The organism is Streptomyces sp. NBC_00096 (assembly GCF_045041305.1).
Classification (GTDB): Bacteria; Actinomycetota; Actinomycetes; order Streptomycetales; family Streptomycetaceae; genus Streptomyces.
The window spans coordinates 6396791-6416534 of record NZ_CP108221.1; the positions used below are offsets into that span (position 1 = coordinate 6396791).

Here is a 19744-nt window from a genome sequence, read left to right on the forward strand (position 1 = left end):
CGCCTGAAGTGAAGCGCACCTCGCGAAGATGGGCAAAGGCTGCAACGGGGACCGTTGTCATTACCCATAACGCCACTCTGACCTGCGGTTATGCCGATCGCGCCGGATCGTGGGAAAATTTCTCCATGGTCCAGCGCCCCGGTGTGCCGACCGCGCCCGAGCTCGTCGTGGAAACGGACGGGGGCTCCACCGCGATGAGCCCGGACCGGACGTACCACGTCGGCCGGGACCCCCTCTGCGAGATCTGCCTCGACGACGCCCGCGTCTCCTGGCACCACGCGGTCCTGCGCGCCGAAGGCGACCACTGGACGCTCGAGGACGAGGGCAGCACCAACGGCACCTGGGCCGACGGCCACCGCGTCCGCGAGTGGGCCGTCGGAGTCGGCAGCGAACTGCGCTTCGGCAGCGCCGCCGACGGACCGCGCGTCCGTCTGGTCGACCCCTCCCCGGCCCGCTCCCGCCCCTCCTCGGTCTCCCACCCGGACCTGACCAGCACCTTCCGGCAGCCGACCTCGATCCGCCCGCTGGCCGCCAGGACCGCCGTCCGCATCGGCCGCGCCCCGGACAACGACCTGGTCGTCGACGATCTCGTCGTCTCCCGCCGCCACGCCGAACTGCGCGCCCTCGCCGACGGCACGTACGAGATCGCCGACCTCGGCAGCCACAACGGCACCTACCTCAACGGCGCCCGCCTCGACCGGGCCGCGGCCATCGGCGAGGGAGACATCGTCGGCATCGGCCGCTCCGCCTTCCTCCTCGTCGGCGACCAGCTCCAGGAGTACGTCGACACCGGCGAGGTCTCGCTCGACGTCCAGGACCTCACCGTCGCCGTCGACCAGGGCCGCAAGACCCTCCTCGACCACGTCTCCTTCCCCGTCGGCGCCAGATGCCTGCTCGCCGTCGTCGGCCCCAGCGGAGCCGGCAAGTCCACGCTGCTCGGCGCGCTCACCGGCCTGCGCCCCGCGGACCACGGCACCGTCCTCTACGACGGCCGCGACCTCTACCGGGACTACGCCGAACTGCGCAGCCGCATCGGCCTCGTCCCGCAGGACGACATCCTGCACGCACAGCTCACCGTCCGCCGCGCCCTCGCCTACGCCGCCGAACTGCGCTTCCCGCAGGACACCGTCAAGGCGGAACGCGAGGCCCGCGTCGACGAGGTGATCGGCGAACTCGGCCTCCAGCAGCGCGCCGACCAGCCCATCCACAGCCTCTCCGGCGGGCAGCGCAAACGCGTGTCCGTCGCCCTCGAACTGCTCACCAAGCCCTCGCTGCTCTTCCTCGACGAGCCCACCTCCGGCCTTGACCCGGGCATGGACCGCTCGGTCATGAACATGCTGCGCGGACTCGCCGACGACGGCCGCACGGTCATCGTCGTCACCCACAGCGTGCTCAACCTGAGCGTCTGCGACCGCCTCCTGGTCCTGGCTCCCGGCGGGCGCGTCGCCTTCTACGGCCCTCCCGGCGAAGCGCTCGGATTCTTCGGCTACGAGCAGTGGCCCGAGGCCTTCGAGGCCTTCGAGAACGAGCGCGACCGCGACTGGGCCGGGGAACACCTGGCCTCGCCCCAGCACCGCCGCTACGTGGCCATCGGCCGCCTCCCGCTCGCGGGGGAGGCCGACCGGGCCGCCGGTGTCGCCCCGCGGCCGCCGCCCAAGGCCCAGAGCTGGGGATCCCAGCTCTCCACCCTGATCCGGCGCTACGCCGCCGTGCTCAGCGCCGACCGCACCTTCCTGATCATCATGGTCGCGCTGCCGTTCGTCATGGGAGCCATGGCCCGCGCCCTGGCGGGCAGCGAACTCACGGCCGAGACGGCGCTGAACGCCCTGTTCATCCTGTGCGTGGGCGGCGTGCTGACCGGCGCGGCCAACGCGGTGCGCGAACTCGTCAAGGAACGCGTGATCTACCAGCGCGAGCGTGCCGTGGGGCTGTCCCGGTCGGCCTACATGATGTCCAAGGTGGTGGTCCTGGGCGCGGTCACGATCGGCCAGGCCGTGGTCCTCACCCTGGTCGGCCTCGCCGGGGTCAAGACGAACGCCCCGGGCGGCAAGGGGGTCTTCCTGCCACCGCTGATCGAGATCACCCTCGCCGTCGCCCTGCTGTCCGTCACCGCCATGCTGCTCGGACTGCTGATCTCCGCCCTGGTGAGCAAGGAGGAGGTCACCATGCCACTGCTGGTCCTGCTCACCATCGTCCAGGTCGTCTTCTGCGGCTCCCTGCTGAAACTGACCGGGGTCCCCGTCATCGAACAGCTCGCGTGGTTCGTGCCGGCCCGGTGGGCCATGGGGGCGATGTCGAACACCATCGACATCGGCGCCATCGTGCCCGGCAAGATCACCCAGGATCCGCTGTTCGACCACGAGGCCAACCTGTGGCTCATCGAAATGGGCATGCTGGTCGTCCTGTGCGTGCTGTTCGGCGTACTGGTGACCCGGGTCCTGCGCCGCCACGAACCCTCCGTCATGCGGAAGTAGCCGCCCATGACCAGCCCCGGCCAGGCCGCGGACTTCCGGCCCACCCACATCGTTCCGCAGGAGGGCCTGCCCGCGTGGGAGAGCCCGGACCTGTCCCGCCCCACCGTGCCGCTCGACGCCTTCCTGCCCGTGCAGATGCTGTCCCGGCACGGGGAGTGGGCGGAGATCCTGTGCGCCAACGGATGGTCCGCCTGGGTGGACGGCCGGCTGCTGGTCACCGTGCCGAAACCGCCGCCAACCGGCGGCCGCCCGCTGACGCGCACCGAGGACCCGCAGCCCCTGCTCGCCCGGGTCTCCGACGCGCTGGAGCACTACCGGCAGGCGGTGGCGGACCTCGCCGCCGGGCACTCGGACTCCGAGGGCTTCCGGCGCGGCGTACGGGGACTGCGCGCCGGGATCGTCGTCGACGGGGAGTTCGTGTGGCTCTACGACGCGCCGGCGGGACGGTGGATGTTCGGTGACGGGAGCCGCCTGCTGACCTACGCGGTCGCCTCGGGACCGGGTGCTCCGCCCGCGCGGGAGACGCCGCGGGAGGAATCGAGCACCGCGGGTGGGGCCGACGTACAAGACGTCCAAGGAGGGCCGGCCGCGGCTGCTGACCCGGCTCCTGCTGCGGCTCCGGCTCCGGCCTCGGCTTCGGCCTCGCACGAGCCCACGAGGATCGTCGGTCCGCCCGGGCCGGAGGCCGGGTGATGGGCGGGACGGCGGGGGAGGAGGCCGGCTCGGAACCGGTGCGCGGGCGCGCCTCCGACCTGCGGGGACGGCGGATCGCCGGGTACGTGGTGGAGGCCGAGATCGGGCGCGGCGGGATGGCGGTGGTCTACCGGGCGCACGACGTGCGGCTCGACCGGACGGTCGCGCTGAAGCTGCTCGCACCCGAGCTGGCGCGCAACGACACCTTCCGGCAGCGGTTCGCGCACGAGTCGAAGGTCGCGGCCGCCATCGACCATCCGCACATCGTCCCCGTCTTCGAGGCGGGGGAGACGGACGGACTGCTGTACATCGCCATGCGGTACGTGGCGGGCCAGGACCTGCGGGCCATGCTGGACCGCACGGGCCCGCTGCCGGTGGTCACAGCGGCCCGGATCGCCGGTCAGGTGGCCTCGGCGCTGGACGCGGCACACGCCCACGACCTGGTCCACCGGGACGTGAAGCCCGGCAACATCCTGGTCGCGGAGGGCACGGACAGCGAACACCCGGAGCACGTCTACCTGACGGACTTCGGGCTGACGAAGAAATCGCTGTCACTGACGGGTTTCACGAGCGTCGGCCAGTTCGTCGGGACCCTGGACTACGTGGCCCCCGAGCAGATCGCCGGCAAGCCGGTGGACGGGCGGTGCGACGTCTACAGCCTGGGGTGCGTGGTCTACGAGATGCTGGCGGGCGCCCCGCCGTTCCAGCGGGACGAGGACATGGCGCTGCTCTGGGCCCACCAGTACGATGCTCCGCCTCCGCTGTCCTCGCGGCTGCCAGGGGTGCCGGCGGCGGTGGACGAGGTACTCGCGCGGGCCCTGGCCAAGGCTCCGGAGGACCGGTGGGAGAGCTGCCTGGCGTTCACGGGGGCGCTGCGGCGGGCGGGTGCGGGCGCACCGGTGGTCGTCCACGCGCCCACCCGGGCGGCCGCCGACGGGCCCCCGCCGCCACCGCCGCGATGGGCGCTGCCGGTCTTCTAGGAGGAGGCCTGCGGCCCGCCCCGGCGCCAGGCTGCCGGACGGACCTGCCTCAGTCGTCGTCGGGGGAGGCCGCGCACAGCACGTGGGCGGTGACATCGGCGTGCGCGGCCGAGGCGTACCAGCCCTTGCGGCCGTGCGCGTCGACGACGGGGTGGCTGGCGAGGACGGTGTGCCGGAGGGTTCCGTCGCGGGCGCGGTCCCAGCGGGTGGTGGAGTAGCCGCCGGACTGGACGGCGCTGCCGGGCGGGCAGAACACGCGGCTGACGGAGACGGCCTCGGCGGTGGAGCCCTTGTGGCCGGTCTCGCCGGAAAGGTATCGGACCGCGGGTCCGGTCGCCTGGGTGGGGAGGGCGGTGGACAGCGTCAGGGCGAGCGCGGAGAGGGCGAGCAGGCCAGCGGCGTGAAGCGGCCGGAACAGGCCTTTGGTCATGTTCACGGAGGCGAGCGTGACATGCGGAAACGATCCGCCAATGAGTCGATTTCCCTCCGTTCACCCGAACGGCCGAACGGCTCAATGGGTGACGGGGTCCGTGGGGGCCGCAGGGCCCGCCGGGTCCGCGGGTTGCGCCGGTTGCGCCGGTGCGCGCCGGCGGCGGGTGAGCAGTGCTCCGAGGAAGCCCGCCACCGCTCCGGCGGCGAAGGCGAGGCCGACCGTGTGCCACAGGAGCGGGCGCAGGTCCACCTTGCCGCCGAGACCGCCGGCATCGCCGATGCCCAGCAGGGAGAGACCGAACTGGGCCTGGACCCGGGCCAGCAGGCAGACCACGAGCGTGGCCAGCGCGAGGGCCACCGCCAGGTGGAGGGCGTGCTTCCAGGGGCGGACGTACGCCGGCGAGCGGGTGGCCGCCAGCCCGCCCGTACCGAGCAGCAGGACGACGGCCAGCACCACCAGCCACCAGGCCCGGGAGTCCCGCTCGGCGAGCGAGGCCACGTCGACGCTGGAGAGGCCGGCGCCGGAATCGGAGCCGGTGGCGCGCAGCGCCTGGTCGAGGACCTGCGGCATGGGCAGCCCGAACGGCCCTTCGGCCGTCCCTTCCCAGGCTCCGCCGAAGCCCAGCGTGAGGGCGGGCCAGACGAGGTTCGGCAGGCCCAGCAGGATCACCGCCAGGGTGCGGCCCGCGTGTCCCTGGGTCACCGCCACCACCAGGCCGACGCCGATGCCGACGACGACGTAGGCGAGGAGCAGCGCGACCACGGCGAACGCCGCGGGCCGCACCGCCGAGTGGAATCGCACCAGGCCCGCCGGGAGCGGCGCGCGGCGCGAGACCAGCAGGGCGATCAGCAACAGGCCCAGGATCCAGAGCAGTCCGAAACCGAGCGTGGCGGGGAGCGCCGCCTCGAATCCCACCGTCGGGCCGGCGTCGAGGATTTCGCCGATGTCACCGAGGACCGAGTCGCCGGTGGAGATCGCGAATTCCTGGCGGGCGAGGAGGGCGACTCCGGTCAGCGCGGCCAGCCAGAGGAGCACCAAGGGCACGGCGCGGGCGATGAGTTCGCGGGCACCCGCCACCGCCCGGTTGTGCAGGGGGCGCAGGAAGAGCCAGCCGGCGGTCAGCGCACCGGCCAGGCTCACGGAGAGGGGGAGCACGGACAGGCTCGCGTCGGCCCCCGCCAGGAAGCCGGCCCCGCCCGTCACGTCCATCTGACCGCCGGCCGCCATCACCACGACGGCGGCGACCACGTGCGGGAACGCCCCGCCGGGGAGATCGCCGGCGCCGGCGAGGTACAGGCCCGCGGCGGCGACGACGGCCATCACCACGAAACCCGCGAGGACGGCGACGAGGGCGTCGCGCCAGGCTCGCGCGGTCGGTGCCTTCGGTGCCGGGGACGGTGCCGCGGTCGGTGCCGATGAAGCGCTCACCCTGCCACCGTAGGCACCCTCGGCTTGCGGGCACCACCCGGACGGCGCACACAATGGTCGCCAGGAGTGCAATAAATCCGGAGATTTCCGTTGAAGACCCGCGGAACGTCCATAGGGGACCGGAACCCCTCCGCATGGGAAGAAGAGCCCGTGACCACTCAACCCTCCGGCCAGCAGCCGCCGTGGCCGACACAGCCGTCACAGCCGCCGTCACAGCCGCCGCCGTCGTCAGGGCGCCCCACGGGCCCGCCTTCAGGACCCTTGTCCGGCGGGCGGGAAGGCCCTCCGCCACCCCCGCCGCCCGCCCCGCCCGGGGGCTCCGGGGGCATACCCCCGGAGCCCCCGCACAAGCCCTGGTGGCGCTCGGTGCCCCGGCTCGCCACCACGATCGTCGCCATCGCGGCGGCCGTGGCCCTGGCCGTCGTACTGACCAGGCCGAGCGGTAGCGGCGGTACCAGCACCACCGCGGGCAAGGAGGTCTTCCTGCAGCCCGCGGCGGCCTCGGGTCCGGACCCGTTCACCGAGTCCACGGCCGCCAAGGAGGCCACACCGCCGCCGGAGACCCCGCCGGTGTCGCCGACCGCGTCCCAGCCGGCGTCGCAGCCGGCCTCGCAGCCGACGTCGCAGCCCCAGCCCCCGGCGAAGCCCACGTCGGGCACCGCGCCCACCCGCAGCATCAGCGGATCCTCGCCCACCCTGTACGGGGGCACGCAGAACGTCGCCAGCTGTGACGTCGAGAGGCAGATCCAGGTGCTGTCGGAACAGCCGGCCAAGAACGCCGCGTTCGCCTCCTCGCTCGGCATCCAGCCGTCGGCCGTGCCGGGGTACCTGCGCTCCCTCACCCCGATGCAGCTGCGGATGGACACCCGGGTGACCAACCACGGCTACCGGGACGGCCAACCCACCACCTACCAGGCCGTACTCGAGGCCGGGACGGCCGTACTGGTCGACGACCACGGGGTGCCGCGGGTGCGCTGCGCCTGCGGGAACCCGCTGGGCCCGCCGGTGGCGCTGCAGGCCAACCCGAAGCGGTTCGGGCAGCCCTGGACCTCGTACCAGCCCGCGCAGGTGGTGGTCATCGCACCGTCCGTGACCATCATCAACAACTTCGTGATCTACAACCACCAGGACAACCGCTGGTTCGAGCGCGGCCGGGGCGACCACCACGGCCGGCACGACAGGCCGATCCCGCCGCCGGTGATCCCGACCCTGCCGGTCATCACGCCGACGCCGACGTCCTCGCACTCCCCGTCGGTCTCGCCCTCGCAGTCGACGTCGGTGTCGCCTTCGGTGTCGACGTCCGTGTCGCCTTCGGTCTCCTCGTCGGTCTCGCCGTCGGTGTCTCCGTCGGTCTCGCCGTCGGTGTCTCCGTCCGTCTCGCCGTTGGTGTCGCCCTCGGTGTCCTCGTCGGTGTCCCCCTCGGTGTCGCCTTCGGAGTCCACGTCCGTGTCGCCTTCGGTGTCCCCGTCCGTGTCCCCGTCGGTCTCGCCCTCGGGGTCAGCGTCCAAGAAGGCGTCCGAGTCGCCGTCCCCGTCGGCCTCCGCGTCGGTGTCCCCGTCGGTGTCGCCTTCCAAGGCTCCGTCAGCCACGCCCTCGGAGTCCTCGGCGCCGCCGTCGTCGCTGCGGAGCTCGTCGGAACCATCACCTCCGGCCTCGCCCAGGACCTCCTCGGCGGCGCCGGAGCCCAAGCCCCCCGTGACCTCGGCGGCGCCTGAGGTGCCTCCGCCGCCGCCCCCGCCTCCGGCCACCACGCGGATCGTGCCGCCCCCGCCCCCGCCTCCGGCCACCACGCGGATCGTGCCGCCCCCGCCCCCGCCTCCGGCCACCACGCGGATCGTGCCTCCGCCCCCGCCTCCGCCCTCTCCGGTCGGACCCGGAGCCGGTACGGACGGCGGTGCTGACGCCGGGACGAACGCCGGTACCGGCGGCCAGTGACCGCAAGGGCTCTGCCCAGCGCACGGAACTCCCCGAGGGCCACCGGCCTTCGGGGAGTTCCGTGCACCACCTGACGGGGTCGATGCGGAACCCGTCCGGATGCCCGTTAGCGGACGCGGCCGTACATGTTCGGGTTGTACGCGCTGAAGCTGGAGACGCGGACTTGCTTGCCCGGGCGGGGGGCCTCGATGTACTTGCCGTCGCCGAGGTAGACGGCGACGTGGTGGATGCCCGACACGCTGCCGTTGGAGCTCCAGAACACCAGGTCGCCGCGGCGCAGTTCGGAGCGGGAGATCGGGGTGGTGGCCCGGTACTGGTCGGAGGCCACGCGGGGCAGGGAGATGCCGGCCGAGCGGTAGGCGGCCTGTACCAGGCCGGAGCAGTCCCAGCTGTGGGGGCCGTTGCCGCCCCACTGGTACGCGTCGCCGAGGTGGCTGCCGGCGAAGGAGATGGCGCCCTCGGTGCCCTGGCGGACGGGGGTGCCGGAGCCGCCGGAGGACCCCGAGGTACCGGACGAGCCCGATGAGCCCGATGAGCCGGAGGAACCGGAGCCGCCGGCGAAGCGCTCGTACTTGTCCTTGTGGCTGGTCCAGCGCCACCAGCCGGTCGCGTCCTTGTACCAGTACACGCGGTCCGTCGAGTCCCAGCCCGCGCGGCCGCGGAAGGCGGGCTCGGAGGTGCGTACCGGCGAGGAGGCGGAGGCTCCGGCTCCCGAGCCCGAACCGCCACTGTTCGCCACGTACTTGCTGTGGTGGGAGGTCCAGCGCCACCAGCCGGTGGCGTCCTTGTACCAGTACTTCGAGCCGTCCCAGCCCGCATGGGCCGGGGCCGGCTCGGCGGACGCGGCGCCCGCGCCGGTGCCCATCAGCAGCGTGGCACCGACGGCCGCGACCACCGCGCCGCGCACGGTGCAGCGACGGCGGCGCGAGGCGGCCGTGACGGCCGTCGTGCCGCGGGCGCAGCCGGAGCAGTCGCAGCTGTCGGGTATTTCCTCGGTGAACTCGGGCGTGCGCATGCGTGGTTCCTCTTCCATCGGGGGTGTTTTCAGCGGGCGTCGGCGGCAGGGCCGCGCGCCGTGTAAAAGGCCACGGTCAAGTCCTTGACCAGGGCCTTGCGTTCGTAGTCGTCCAGACCCAGGAGCCCGCGGTCCGACATCCGGTGAACGGTGTCGTCGACGGCGTCGAGCACGGAGGTGAGGACGGAGTCCCGGTGCCGGGCGTCGATCGAGGCGACCCTGCGGCGCTGCATCGCCGCGGCGACCTCGGGCGCGTACTCGACGTGCAGGGGCCGGGCGGAGAAGACCTCGACGCCGATCGCCCTGCATTCGGCGGCGAGCAGCCTGGTCAGCTCGTTGCCGACGGCCTCGGTGTCGCGCAGGGTCTGCGGTTCGGCCGGCTGCGGGCCGAAGGAGTCGGCGGGCATCCGGGAGAGCACCCGGGCGGTCGTGGACTCCACCTGTCCGCAGAGGTAGGCGGTGTGGTCGTCGACGGCGAGCAGCGCGCGGGCGGTGTCCTTGACCCGCCACACCACGAGGACGACGGACCGCAGGGCGGTGCCTTCGGAGTCGACCACGGAGAGGGGCTCGCTGCGCCAGTGGCGCAGCCGTACGTCGACGCGGGTGTGCCGGGGCACGGGGTTGGACCAGATGAGGCCGGTACGCCGGATCGTGCCCTGGTAGCGGCCGAAGAGGCTCAGGGACCAGGCCTGGCCCGCGCGGCCGCGGCGCAGCCCGGCGAGGGCGGCGAGCGTGAGGAGCGCGCAGCACACGACGACGGCGAGGGGCCAGGCCTCGGCGGGGGAGGCGGAGGCGCGCAGGCCCTCGAAGCGGGGGAGGGCGGCGGCGCAGGCCGTGGCGGCCCCGGCGGCGAGCAGGGCCCACCAGCCGGAGCAGGTGCGGGCGGGCCGCTCGGTGAGCTCGGGATCGAGCACGGCGGGCATTCCCCGGGGCGCCGTCACCACCGCGGAGCGCACCCCGGGCCGGGGTATCGCCCCGCGCCCGGTGCCCTGCCGAAGGCCATCGGCGCTGGGGCCGGGGGAGCCGGGGGAGCCAGGGGAGCCGGCGAGGCTGCCCGGGCCGCTGGAGCCGCTGGGGCCGCTGGGGCCGCTGGGGCCGGCGGCGCCTCCGGGGGGCCTCAGTTCGGCGGAGTCCCCGGAGTGGAGGGAGCCGTCGGGACTGACCGCGGCCCCGCCCCCGGTCGCGGTGGTCGGTGCGGGGGCCTCGGTCGGTCCCTCGTCGCGGAAGAGCGGACCCAGCACGAGCGGGTCCCGGTACAGCTGAACGACCAGGCTGCCGCGACCGGTACGGGTCGGGGGCGCGGGAAGGCGCTCGGGCGCGTCCACGCCTTCTTCCCCTTCCCCTTCCCCTTCCTTCGTTCCCTCGGCCGGTCCTCCGGTCGTCTTCGGCGCTTGCGACAAGCCACACCCCACACAGCCGTGGGCGCCAAGGACCCTGTGCCGGAGGGTTCCTGACGCCGATAAAGATGATCACGAACGGATCGATCTTCGCGAAATCGTACAAGTCACCCATTCAGTGAAAGTCGCGACAGGCCGGGACTTTGGTCCTTTTCCTCCCGAAATCGAGTGGGGGGAGTGTGGTGCCGCCCCGACTGCGGCCCGCGGATATCCAGTTGGGTGCCTGTTCGGGCAGTGGCAGGGTGAGGCTCATGCCGTCTCCCACCGTCGAAGATCTCCTCCGTGAACTGCACGCCACGCTCACACTGCGCAAGCGTCCGGAGGACGTGGCCCGACTCATCCAGGACCTGTACGAGGCGCAGGGAGCCGATCCCGACGAGGCCACCGGGGCGGCACTCGCCAAGGCCGCCGAACACTCGCTTCGCAACCTGTGGCACGGCTACACCTCCATGCGGGAGGATTTCGCCGCCCCGGTCGGTGCGCAGCGCCAACTCGCACGTGCGGCAACCCTGTTCACGGACCTGCCGGACCTGCCGGACCTGCCGGACGGCGCCGGAGACGATCCGGACCGGATCGAGGCGGTGATCCGGCGTGCGGGGGAGTCCATGGGCCGCGCGTACGGCCAGAACGACTTCGGCACGGACCGTCTCGACCGGGCGGAGCGGACCGCCGCCGGTCTCGGCGAGGTGTCCAAGCGCCAGTACAACAAGCGCTTCCGGCTCCTGACCCGGATGGAGGCCAAGCTGGCACGGCTGATCCACGAGCAGCGCCGCCGCGAGGTGACGATGACGGGCAAGGGGGCACTCGCCCGCGTACTGCCGTACGAGCTCTTCGCCGCGGACCCGGACACCGCCGCCTTCATCGCGTACATCACGGCGCGGGGCCACATGCGCAGCATCTTCACCAACGGCCCCCAGCGGCAGGCCTACGACGAGGTCGCCGAGGCGCTGTTCCAGCGCCTGCGGGCGCGCCCCGGGCGGACCTGCTGGTCCGCGGTGGCGCACGTGCACCCCACGCCGGAGGTGCTGGCCGAGGTCTCCGACGAGGACCTCACTCACCTGCTGGTCCGGTGGAACGGCTTCCTGCGCCAGGTCGCGGACCTGCTGGAGGACGCCTGGAACCGGCACCCGCTGGAGCGCGAATCGATGATCGTGCGCCGCGGCGACGACTCCTCGACGTGGAACCAGGCCGCGCAGGCGTGGAACACGGCCCGGGCCCACTGGTTCGCGATCCTGGCCGAACTGGGCCAGGAGAGGATCCTGGACCGGGTCTGCCCGGGGAAGGTGCCCCGCCTGATGGCTGCCGACGTGGCCTACTGGCACCGCATGAGCGGCGGCGGGCTGCACCCCGACACCTACGTCTGGGCAGAGCTGCCCTTGCCCTGGGAAGTGCTCCGGGGGGAAGAGGAATGCCCGCGTTCGCTGGTCGAGGCGGTCTGCGCCCGGCACGGCAGGGATCCCGTCGCCGGCGGCTGGACCGCTCCCAGGCCGGTGGCGGAGGCCGTCGCCTTCCGCCGGACGCCCGAGCTCGTGCACGGTGTCGCCGTCGGGGACCCGCTCATGGCCAGTGCCCTCCGGTCGGTCGGGGTGTTCTCCGGCAAGGGCAAGCGCGCGGCGGCGAGGGAGTGGACGTGACCGGCCGCCCCGGGACCCCGGGGAAATCGGTTGCCGGCAACGGCGGACCCGGCCATGATCGCCGTGGTGGCGGGGAAGCTCTGCGGAGGAGCGCCCGGCTCTGCTCCCGGGTGGACGCAGGTTCGAATCCTGTCCCCGCCGCCACTTCGCCCGACACCGGCTCCGTCCGGCGTTGCGCCCCGGCCGGTCACGGCGTCCCGAGGGGGACGGGAGCACCGCGGGTTCGGCGGGGGCGGGGCAAGAGTGGGATCCTGAGGGTGTGGCCGAAAGGGGCGTGACCCCCCAGGTCGAGTGGCCCGCCCGGACGGACACGAGCCTCGCGCTCAACCGCATGGGCACCTTCGACTGGGACCTCGACAGCGGGCAGATGCATCTGGACACCACCGCCCTCGAGGTCCTCGACCTGCGCCCGGAAGAGTTCAGCGGCACCCCCGCCGGGCTGCGGATCCGCCTCGCGCCGGGCGAGGAGGCCCGGCTCGACGCGCGGGTCGCGCAGGCGCTCAAGTCCGGCCGCAGTCATTACGGGGCCTACGTGCGCAGCCGCGGCCGGGACGGGTCCACCGGCTGGACCCATCTCCAGGGGCACATCCTGCGGGACCCGCACGAGCGTCCGTACCGGATCATCGGGATCATCCGCGATGCCGCCCACGATCCCGGCGAGCCCGGAGCGGCGGGGGAGCGCGACGAGGGCCGGCGCAGGATGACCGGGGTCGTCGAGCGCACCACGGCGATCCTCGCGCACGCCCGCACCGTCAACGACGTCACCGACGTCCTCAAGGACCCCGAGGCCCTCGGCCACCTCGGCGCGGTCAGCGTCATGCTCGGCGTCGTCGACGGCGCCCGGATCCACCTGGTCGCGGAGGGGCAGCTGGGCGCGTACGTACCGGAGACCGAGTACACGCGGATCGACGCGCCGCTGCCGATGAGCGAGGCCGTACGCACGCTGCGGCCGGTGTACCTCGGCTCCCGCGAGGAGTTCCGCAGCCGTTACCCGAGCCTGTGGCCGTACGTCGAACCGCTGTCCGTCCGCAGCGGGGTCTACCTGCCGCTGATCGCCCAGGGCCGGCCCGTCGGCGCGCTCGGACTGCTCTACACGCGCGAGGGCGACTTCGACGCCGAGGAGCGCAACGTGCTGATGGCCCTCGGCAGCGGCATCGCGCAGAGCCTGCAGCGCGCCATCCTCTTCGAGCAGGAGCACGATCTCGCCGAGGGCCTCCAGCGGGCCATGCTGCCGCGCCGGATCCCGGAGGTGCCGGGTGCGCGGATCGCCGTACGGTACCGGGCGGCCCGGATGGGGCGGGAGATCGGCGGCGACTGGTACGACGTGGTCCCGCTCGGCGAGGGCCGGGTCGGCGTGATGATCGGCGACGTGGAGGGCCACGACACGGACGCGGCCGCCGTCATGGGCCAGCTGCGGATCGCGCTGCGGGCGTACGTATCGGAGGGGCACACCCCCGGAGCGGCGATGGAGCGGGCCGCGGCCTTCCTGCGGGACCTGGAGACGGAACGCTTCGCCACGTGTACGTACGCCGACATCGACCTGGTCAGCGGCATGACCCAAATGGTCCGCGCCGGGCACCTCGACCCGGTGGTGCGCCGCGGGGACGGCAGCTGCCACCGGGTCCAGGTGGCGGGCGGGCTGCCACTGGGCCTGCCGTTGCCCGAGGCGTCGGCGCCGGATCCGGCCTCGGCCTCGGGAGCGGCCTCTGGTTCGGGTTCGGGCTCGGGGGCGGCCTCGGAGGCGGGCTGGGGTACGGGGTATCCCGTCACCAGCCTCGAACTGCACCCCGGGGACACCCTGCTGCTCTGCACGGACGGCCTGACGGAACGGCCCGGCCGGGAAGCCGGTACCGCGGACGGCACCGGCACCGGCACCGACTCCGGCAACGATGCCGACGTCGGCATGCGGGAGCTCATGGAGGCGGTCCGGGACGGGCCGACGGACGTGGAGGAACTCGCCGACGTGCTGTGTGACCTGGTCGGCGACTCGGGCGGCGGGGACGACATGGCCCTGCTCCTGCTGCGCAGGCGCGGCACCCCGGCCCCGCACGGCGGCGGCCCGCTCCGCCACAGCCTGAGCCCCGGCGACCCGGACGCCCCGTCGACGGCCCGCCACCTGATCCGGGCGGCCGCCGCGGCATGGGGTGCGTGGGACCAGGCCGACGAGATCGAGCTCGCGGCGGACGAGCTGATGACCAACGCCCTGGTCCACACGGACGGCGTCGGCGGCATCAGCATGCGGCTGACCCCGGAGGGCCGGATCCGGATCGAGGTGGAGGACACCAGCAGCGCCTTGCCGCGGCGGCGCGAGGCCGACGACTGGGCGGTGTCGGGGCGCGGGCTGATGCTGGTGGACCGGCTGGCGGACGCCTGGGGCGTGGAGCCGCGGGGCGGCGGGAAGTGCGTGTGGTGCGAGTTCGCGGTACCGGGTGACCCGGCGGGCCGGGGAGGGCCTGGCGCCGGGTCTGGCGCCGGGTCTGGCACTGGGGCTGGCACTGGGCCTGCTCCCGGGCCTGTTCCCGGGTCTGCCCCTGGGCCTGTTCCCGGGTCTGGCACCGGGCTTGTTCCCGGAGGTCCGCCCGGCGGGCCCGGGCCCTGAGCGCGGCGGGGTGAGGGCGCGGGCGCCGGGCCCGGGAGACCGCCGGGGAGCCGGTCCCGAGTGGCTACGCGGCCGCGTACGGGCCCTGGGCGGCCTTGGTGCCCTGCAGGGCCGTCACCTTGTGCACGAATCCGATGGCGAGGACGGCGGCCACCAGGGAGAGTCCGCCCTGCACGGCGGCGGCGTCAGCGGAGGAGGCGAGCTCTTCCGCGGTGGTGGCCACGGTGTACAGGGAGCTGAAGACTCGGTCGGCGATGAGCGACGCGACCCACAGCAGCCACCACGAGGTGACGGGCGCGGTCGAGACGCGCCGGTAGGAACCGTCGGGCCCGAGCTGGATGCTGGCGGCCCAGATCTCCTTCGCCATGAGGTACGGGAGGAAGAGGTTGCCGATGGGGATGAACCAGCCGCCGATGGCCCAGCCGCTGGACCGGGTGACCGCACCCGGGTTGAGGATCTCGGCGTTCTGGTGGACGCGGTGGAACCAGATGATGAAGAGGGCCGCCGTGGCGAGCAGCAGCGGCAGCGAGACGGCGGTGATCACGCCCATCCAGACGTCCGGCGGGGACAGGCTGTCATCGGCTCCCGCGTCCGGGTACTGCCCGTCGCCGAGGACCGAGCTGACGTACAGCCCGGTACCGGTCAGGATCAGGGCGTACAGGCCGGAGACCGCGAGCAGCACGTTCGTGGCGGTCGCGAGACCCCTGGGCGAGCGCAGGACCTTGACGGGCTGCGGGGCGAAGCCCGGCAGAGGCTGGTGGGGGACCGGCTGGGCGTACGCGGCGCTGCCCGGCGGGGGCGTCGGCTGCGGGACGGGGTCGGCGGGCGGCGGAGAGCCGGGCGGCGGAGAGCCGGGCGCGCTGAAAGACATGAAGTTGTACCCCCCCACGGGAACGTGTGACATGCAAAAGTGGCCCGCTGACGTGCGGGCACGGTTGAAGATACGGCAGACACCGGATCTGGGTACAGGGACTTTTGGCAGGTCAGAGGGGTTGGCAGGGGTCGGAGCGGGCGAATGGGTGATCTCTGGCGGACTCGCGCTGTGTTTATGTACTTGTATGCGCACGGCTGGCCGATCCTGCCATCGTGCCGATCCTCCGCCCGTCCTTCCGGCCCTTGCTGCCCTTCCTGTCCCTCCTGCTCACCGTGCTCCTCGCCGCCCCGGCCGCCCATGCCGGCGGCGGGAGCGGGGAAAAGGACGCGGAAGTCGGCATCGAGACCGCCCGAACCACCCGGCAGATCGCCCCCGGGGTGCTCCTGGAGTCCTACGACCGGCTCGAAGCCGACCGGTGGCTGCGGATCGACGAGCTCGACGTACGGCTCGCGGGCTCCGGCGTGCGCGCGGAGTACCTCGGCGGCCGCGGACCGGCCACCGTCGCCGACTCCGCCGCCCGCCACCCCGCCGGTCCCGGCCGCCGGGTGGTCGCCGCCGTGAACGGGGACTTCTTCGACATCCGCGGTACGGGCGCCCCGCTGGGCCCCGGCATCGGCGCCGGACGGCTGCTCCACGCGGCCTCCCCCGGCGCCGGCCGGGCCGTCGGCTTCGGCGCCGACGGAGCCGGACGGGTACTGGGCCTCACCCTCGACGGGAGCGTCACCCTGCCCGGCGGCGCGGTCCGCCCGCTCGCCGGCTTCAACACCGCGCTGCCGCCCGCCGAGGGCTTCGCCGCCTACACCTCCGACTGGCCGGCGGACCGACTCCCCGTACCCGGACCGGCGGTGGAACTGCGCGACGGCCGGGTCTCGGCGGTCCGGGCGGCGGTACGCGGGCCCGCGCGCCGGAAGCGTCCCGCGCCGGGCACCACCCTGCTGGTCGCGGGCGGCACCGGGGCGGCCTCCGAACTCGCCGCCCTGCGACCCGGGGACGCGGTCGGGGTCACCGCCCGGGCCCTGGCCGCCGGGGGCGGGCCGCTCCCGGTCGGTGCGATCGGCGGCCGGGAGGCGCTGGTCGTGGCCGGGGTGCCGCAGAACCACGACGGCGAACCGAACGACGCGGCCGCGCCGCGCACCGCCGTCGGCCTCTCCCGCGACGGCCGCCGGCTCCGCCTGGTCACCGTCGACGGCCGCCAGCGCGACAGCGGCGGGCTGACCCTGACGGCGCTCGGCCGGATGATGCACCGGCTCGGCGCCCACGAGGCCCTCAACCTGGACGGCGGCGGCTCCTCTACCCTGCTCGCCGCGCTGGCCGGGGAGACGGCCCTGACCTTGGAGAACTCCCCTTCCGACGGCCGCCCGCGCCCGGTGCCCAACGGCCTCGTACTCACCGTTCCGGCCGGCCCGGGCCGAGCCGGCGGCTACCGAATCGACCCCATCGGCGGCGCCGCCCGGGCTTTCCCCGGCCTGACCCGAACCCTGCGCGCCACCCCCTACGACCCCACCCTCGGCCCGGTCACCACCCCCACACCCGACCAGGTCACCACCCCCACACCCGGCCCGGACCCCGTTCCGACGCCGGGTCCAGCATCCGCTCCGGGTCCGGGTCCCGCTTCTGCTCAGGCACGGGCTTCGCGCCCTGCTCCGGGCCCTGCCCGGGCTCCGGTTCCCGCTTCTGCTTCCGCTCCGGCTCCGGCTCCGGGTCCCACTCCCGCATCCGATTCCGCTCCGGCGTCCGCTCCCGTCGCCGCGCGTGCGGCCGGCGGCGCATCTGCGGTTGGGGCCGCTCCCGGCCACATGGCCGGCGCCGCCGCCGCGGGCACTGCCGATGCCGGGATCACTCCTGCGCCCGGGATCACTCCCGTGCCCGGGATCACTCCCGTGCCCGGGATCACTCCCGTGCCCGGGATCACTCCCGTGCCCGGGATCACTCCCGTGCCCGGGGTGGCCCCCGTGCCCGGGGTGGCCCCCGTGCCCGGGGTGGCCCCCGTGCCCGGGGTGGCCCCCGTGCCCGGGGTGGCCCCCGTGCCCGGGGTGGCCCCCGTGCCCGGGGTGGCCACCGGCTTCGGGGCGGGTCCCGCCCGCGTCCCCGCGCCCGTGTTCCTTCCCGTGGCCGACCCCGCCTCCCGGGCCGTTCTTGCTCCGGCCCCCGCTGTGCCTCCGGCTCGGGCTTCGGCTCCGGGTCCCGGGTCCCTTGCTGTGGCGGGGACCGTGGCCGGCGCCGCCTCCGGGGGCGGGATCCGCCGGGGCGCGGAGCCCGTGTGGGTGGTCCAGGGGGGTGGGGCCCGGATCGACTCCGGCGGGGGGCTCCGGGCCCTGCGGCCCGGGCGGGTGACCGTGCATGCCCGGCGCGGGGCGGCGCGGGGAACGCTCCGCCTCGACGTGCTCGGGCCGCTCGTGCGGGTCCGCGCCGTCCCCGAGCGGATCGGGTTCACGGAGGAGGGGGAGAGCGCGCGCTTCGTGCTGACCGGCCGCGATGCGCAGGGCGCCGCCGCCGTCGTCGAACCCCGGGACGTGGACGTGGAGTTCGACCGGTCCCAGTGGAGCGTCGCCGACGACGGGCTCGGCGGGTTCACCGTGACGGCCCGAGTGCCGCACGCCACCGGGAAGCTGCGCGCCACCGTGCGCGATGCCGCCAGCGCGCGCGGAGCAGCCGCGGTGCGCGGAGCCGCCACCGTGCGCGGAGCCGCCTCGGTCACGGCCGAACTGGCCCTCGGTGTGGGGCTGTCGGACCTGCCGCTCGCGGATCTGGAGGACGCCGGCCGGTGGACCGGCCCCGGCGCCGCGTCCGGGGCGGGCCGTCCCGGCCGGGGGCTCGCCCTCACGCTTCCCGCCGATGGAGGCAGCGCCGGCGCGACCCCGCCCGTTCCGCTTCCTGTGCCCGACCTGGCCCGGTCGCTCTCCCTCTGGGTGAACGGCGACGGCTCCGGCACCCGGCCCGCGGTGGAACTCGCCGACGGGGACGGGGCGCTCACCACCCTGCGCGGGCCCGCCGTGGACTGGACCGGCTGGCGGGAGATCGCCCTCCCGCTCCCGGCGATGGCGGAGCGGCCGTTCGCCGTGACCCGGATCGCCGCCACCGCCACCGCCGGTCCGAACCCCGCGCGGCTGCTGCTGGACACCCTGGCGGCGCGGACACCGCCGACCGGGAGCGTCCGTACGCCCGAGACCCCGGACCCGGTCGTGGCCACGGCGGCCGAAGTGAACTCCCGGCCCTGGCGGTTCGCGGTCGATCCGCCGGCCGGCCGGGCGGCAGCGGCAGCTTCCGCCCGGGGCGCGGGCGTCGACTTCTCCCTGACCGGCAGCACCCGGCCGGCCTTCGCCCACCGCGGCGTACGGTTCCTGCCGCTCGACTCCACGCACCGCACCCTCGCCGGCGGCGGGCTGGTCCGGATCAAGGCCCTGCGCACGGTCCTCGCGGCCGCCGCCCGCGAGCCGGGTACGGGCGCGGTGGCCGTCGTAGAGCCGTACGCGCCGCAGGCCGTGGACGGCAAGGAGGCAGCCCTGCGGCTGCGCCTCCTGGCGGAGTTCCGGCGCGCCACCGGCAGACGGGCCGCCGTGATCACCGTCGGCGCCCCCCGCTTCGCGGCCGGCCGCGAGGAGGGCGTACTGCTCGTGTCCACCCCGCGCACCGGCCGCACGGTGATCGGCGTGGACGGCTTCGCGGCGGGCGACTGGCTCTCCGTGCTCCCCGCGGTCCGGGCCGGCCGGTGACGGCGGACGGCGGACGGCGGACGGCGGACGGCGGACCGGCAGTCGGCGGACGGCGGGCCTCCGTCCGCGAGCCGTCAGGACACCCGCGGGCCGCGAGACCGGTCAGGAATGGAGAAGCACGCGCCGCCCACCCGCCCGTAGCGTGAAACCCATGGACATCAACCTTTCGCAGTGCTTCATCGCCGTCGACGACCACGACAAGGCGATCCCCTTCTACCGGGACGTCCTCGGGCTGGAGGTACGCAACGACGTCGGATTCGAGGGCATGCGCTGGGTGACCGTGGGGTCGCCCTCCCAGCCCGGTGTGGACATCGTCCTCGAACCGCCGCTGGCCGACCCGGGAGCCTCGGCCGCCGACCGGGAGGCGGTGGCGGAACTGCTGGCCAAGGGTCTGCTGCGCGGCGTCATCTTCTCGACGGACGACGTCGACGCCACCTTCGAGCGCGTCCGGGCCGCCGGCGGCGACGTGCTGCAGGAGCCGATCGACCAGCCGTACGGGGTCCGCGACTGCGCCTTCCGCGACCCGGCCGGCAACATCCTGCGGTTCCACCAGCCCCGCAAGCACTGAG

General features: G+C 74.3%; 12 protein-coding genes, 1 tRNA gene and 1 pseudogene. 9 read left to right on the forward strand and 5 right to left on the reverse strand.

Going from position 1 to position 19744, the window contains the following annotated elements; genetic code table 11:
- Positions 1–125: 125 nt before the first annotated feature.
- The 3 genes from OG904_RS28455 to OG904_RS28465 are packed head-to-tail and all read left to right on the forward strand — an operon-like array spanning position 126 to position 4147.
- Positions 126–2474, forward strand: coding sequence for an FHA domain-containing protein (locus OG904_RS28455; protein WP_405495766.1), 2349 nt, complete (start codon positions 126–128; stop codon positions 2472–2474).
- A 6-nt stretch (positions 2475–2480) separates the two neighbouring features.
- On the forward strand, positions 2481–3167 hold the full coding sequence (locus OG904_RS28460) for a hypothetical protein (protein ID WP_405495768.1): 687 nt from the start codon (positions 2481–2483) through the stop codon (positions 3165–3167).
- Positions 3167–4147: a serine/threonine-protein kinase gene (locus OG904_RS28465; protein WP_405495770.1), complete on the forward strand. Its 981-nt coding sequence runs from the start codon at positions 3167–3169 to the stop codon at positions 4145–4147. Before OG904_RS28460 ends, OG904_RS28465 begins: the two co-directional genes overlap by 1 nt.
- A 49-nt stretch (positions 4148–4196) precedes the next feature.
- Here the strand turns inward: OG904_RS28465 and OG904_RS28470 are convergent, their stop codons facing one another.
- Complete coding sequence (locus OG904_RS28470; protein WP_405495772.1) at positions 4197–4583, reverse strand: hypothetical protein; 387 nt, start codon at positions 4581–4583, stop codon at positions 4197–4199.
- A 75-nt stretch (positions 4584–4658) separates the two neighbouring features.
- Complete coding sequence (locus OG904_RS28475) at positions 4659–6008, reverse strand: streptophobe family protein (protein WP_405495774.1); 1350 nt, start codon at positions 6006–6008, stop codon at positions 4659–4661.
- A gap of 261 nt (positions 6009–6269) precedes the next feature.
- Between OG904_RS28475 and OG904_RS28480 the strand changes: the two are divergent.
- Positions 6270–7571: pseudogene (locus OG904_RS28480) on the forward strand (DUF6777 domain-containing protein); the annotation flags it as partial.
- A 478-nt stretch (positions 7572–8049) separates the two neighbouring features.
- On the opposite strand, the gene OG904_RS28485 reads toward OG904_RS28480, so the two are convergent.
- Both OG904_RS28485 and OG904_RS28490 read right to left on the reverse strand, forming a co-directional pair.
- Positions 8050–8958: a C40 family peptidase gene (locus OG904_RS28485; protein WP_405495776.1), complete on the reverse strand. Its 909-nt coding sequence runs from the start codon at positions 8956–8958 to the stop codon at positions 8050–8052.
- 29 nt (positions 8959–8987) lie between these two features.
- Positions 8988–10283 (reverse strand): SPFH domain-containing protein, encoded by a 1296-nt coding sequence (locus OG904_RS28490; protein ID WP_405495778.1) that lies wholly within the window; start codon positions 10281–10283, stop codon positions 8988–8990.
- 323 nt (positions 10284–10606) lie between these two features.
- On the opposite strand from OG904_RS28490, the gene OG904_RS28495 reads away from it, so the two are divergent.
- From OG904_RS28495 to OG904_RS28505, 3 genes are all read left to right on the forward strand, one after another.
- Positions 10607–11989: a hypothetical protein gene (locus tag OG904_RS28495; RefSeq protein WP_405495780.1), complete on the forward strand. Its 1383-nt coding sequence runs from the start codon at positions 10607–10609 to the stop codon at positions 11987–11989.
- A gap of 68 nt (positions 11990–12057) precedes the next feature.
- A tRNA-Gln gene (locus OG904_RS28500) sits at positions 12058–12133 on the forward strand.
- 187 nt (positions 12134–12320) lie between these two features.
- Positions 12321–14588, forward strand: coding sequence for a SpoIIE family protein phosphatase (locus OG904_RS28505; RefSeq protein ID WP_405498327.1), 2268 nt, complete (start codon positions 12321–12323; stop codon positions 14586–14588).
- A gap of 64 nt (positions 14589–14652) precedes the next feature.
- Here the strand turns inward: OG904_RS28505 and OG904_RS28510 are convergent, their stop codons facing one another.
- Complete coding sequence (locus OG904_RS28510; protein ID WP_405495782.1) at positions 14653–15459, reverse strand: DUF4328 domain-containing protein; 807 nt, start codon at positions 15457–15459, stop codon at positions 14653–14655.
- Between the two features lie 215 nt (positions 15460–15674).
- Between OG904_RS28510 and OG904_RS28515 the strand changes: the two genes are divergently transcribed.
- Both OG904_RS28515 and OG904_RS28520 read left to right on the forward strand, forming a co-directional pair.
- The gene (locus OG904_RS28515) at positions 15675–19175 is read left to right on the forward strand and encodes a phosphodiester glycosidase family protein (protein ID WP_405495784.1); all 3501 of its coding nucleotides are present in this window, start codon (positions 15675–15677) and stop codon (positions 19173–19175) included.
- 151 nt (positions 19176–19326) lie between these two features.
- Positions 19327–19743 (forward strand): VOC family protein, encoded by a 417-nt coding sequence (locus OG904_RS28520; RefSeq protein WP_405495786.1) that lies wholly within the window; start codon positions 19327–19329, stop codon positions 19741–19743.
- Position 19744: the final 1 nt, after the last annotated feature.